Annotated in this window: 1 protein-coding gene; it reads right to left on the bottom strand. The window is 60.6% G+C overall.

The window, feature by feature from the left end; genetic code table 11:
- Positions 1-46: 46 nt before the first annotated feature.
- Entirely contained in the window at positions 47-1696 is a 1650-nt protein-coding gene (gene hcp, locus ACW5W4_RS18825) for a hydroxylamine reductase (RefSeq protein WP_456690407.1), read from the bottom strand.
- Positions 1697-1919 lie beyond the last annotated feature (223 nt).

Genomic DNA, 1919 nt, shown 5'->3' with positions numbered 1-1919 from the left:
GCGGTGGTGGTGCCCTTGAGGCCGGACTCTGTCTCCAGCACCTTGATCAGGCCGCCAGGATCTCGGCGAGATCGGCTTCGGCGGTGGTGGTTCCCTTGAGACCGAACTGCTCCTCCAGCACCTTGAGCAGGGCCGGGGTGAGGAAGGCCGGGGCGGTCGGGCCGGTGCGGATGTCTTTGACCCCGAGCGCCAGCAGGGTGAGCAGGATGACGATGGCTTTTTGCTCGAACCAGGAGAGCACCAGGGTCAGCGGCAGATCGTTGACGCCGCACTCGAACGCCTCGGAAAGGGCCAATGCCAACTGGATGGCGGAGTAGGCGTCGTTGCACTGACCCACGTCCAGCAGGCGCGGGATGCCGCCAATATCGCCAAAGTCGAGCTTGTTGAACTTGTACTTGCCGCAGCCCAGGGTGAGCAGCAGGCTGTCTTGCGGGATAGCCTTGGCAAACTCGGTGTAGTAGGCGCGCTCGGCGCGGTCGCCGTCACAGCCCCCCACCAGGAAGAAGTGGCTGATCTCCCCGGCCTTCACCTTGTCGATCACCGCGGGGGCGGCCTGCATCAGGGCGTTGCGGGCAAAGCCGATGGTGATGAAGTGCTCGAGCTCTGTGTGCTTGAAGCCTTCCAGCGCTTGCGCCTTGGCGATCACAGCAGAGAAATCCTCCCCTTCCAGGTGGGTCACACCGGGCCAGCCGACGATGGAGCGGGTGAAGATGCGATCGCTGTAGTTGCCCACGTTCGGATCGATGATGCAGTTGGAGGTCATCACCACGGCGCCCGGAAAGTTGGCAAACTCCTTCTGCTGGTTCTGCCAGGCGGAGCCGTAGTTGCCCACCAGGTGCGGATACTGCTTGAAGAAGGGGTAGGCCAGGGCCGGCAACATTTCGCCGTGGGTGTAGACATTGATGCCGGTGCCAGCGGTCTGTTCCAGGATCAGCTTGAGATCCACCATGTCGTGGCCGGAGACCAGGATGCACTTGCCCGGCACCGGGGTGACGCGCACCTGGGTCGGTTCCGGGTGGCCAAAGGCCGTGGTTTCACCGAGATCCAGCATCTCCATGATGCGGAAGTTGAGCAGACCTATGTCCATGGCGCACTTGAACAGGGGATCCAGATCGCAGGGATCCGTGCCTAGCCAGCTCATGATGCGGTGGAATTCGGCCGCCACGGCGCTGTCTTGTTGGTCCAGTACCCGGGCGTGCTCCATGTAGGCGGCTGCCCCCTTGAGGCCGTAGAGGCAGAGCAGGCGCAGCCCCATGATGTCTTCGTTGACTTCGTTCTTGCCGCGATTGACCGCGGTCTGGGGCGCCTGGGCCAGCTGTGCCAGCAGATCGACACCCGGCTCGAAGCGGGCGGCGGCGGGCAGCTCGGCAAGCTGCACCGCCAGCGCGGCCAGACGGTCGGCCAGTTGCTGGCGATAGACCAGCGCCTGGTTGACGTAGTCGACGATGCGGGCCGAGTCGAAGTTGACGTTGGTGAGGGTGGCGAAGAAGGCCTTGGGCACGAAGGCGTCGATCTCGTCATCGACCATGCCGTGCTCGCGGGCCGCCAACGCCCAGGCACTGAGGCCTTGCAGCGTATAAATCAGCACATCCTGCAGATCCGAGGTCTCGGCCGTCTTGCCACACATGCCTTGTGCATAGGCGCAACCATTGCCTGCGGGGGTACGAATTGTCTGTTCACATTGCACACAAAACATCATGTCTCTCCTAATTGGACATTTCAGTTGTCTGTTTTGTGGCGATTCTATTCCTCCGGCTTAAAAGTTAATAGGCATTCAATTTACCAATTAATATTTCATTGATGCAGATCAAAAGAAAAAGCCGCCCGAAGGGGTAATGCCAGTCAGTTAAGGCTGACTGGCATTGTTTTTATTGGCTTTTTTCACACTGTACTTCTGTGGTCTTGGCTTCACGCAGCGA

The organism is Aeromonas crassostreae (genome assembly GCF_054052445.1).
The sequence above is the reverse complement of the archived record's forward strand: the minus strand, read 5'-3'. Positions and strand labels throughout refer to the sequence as shown.

Excerpts from the sequence above, each read along its gene's own strand:
- hcp (WP_456690407.1), bottom strand. The coding sequence starts at position 1,696 with ATGTTTTGTGTGCAATGTGAACAGACAATTCGTACCCCCGCAGGCAAT.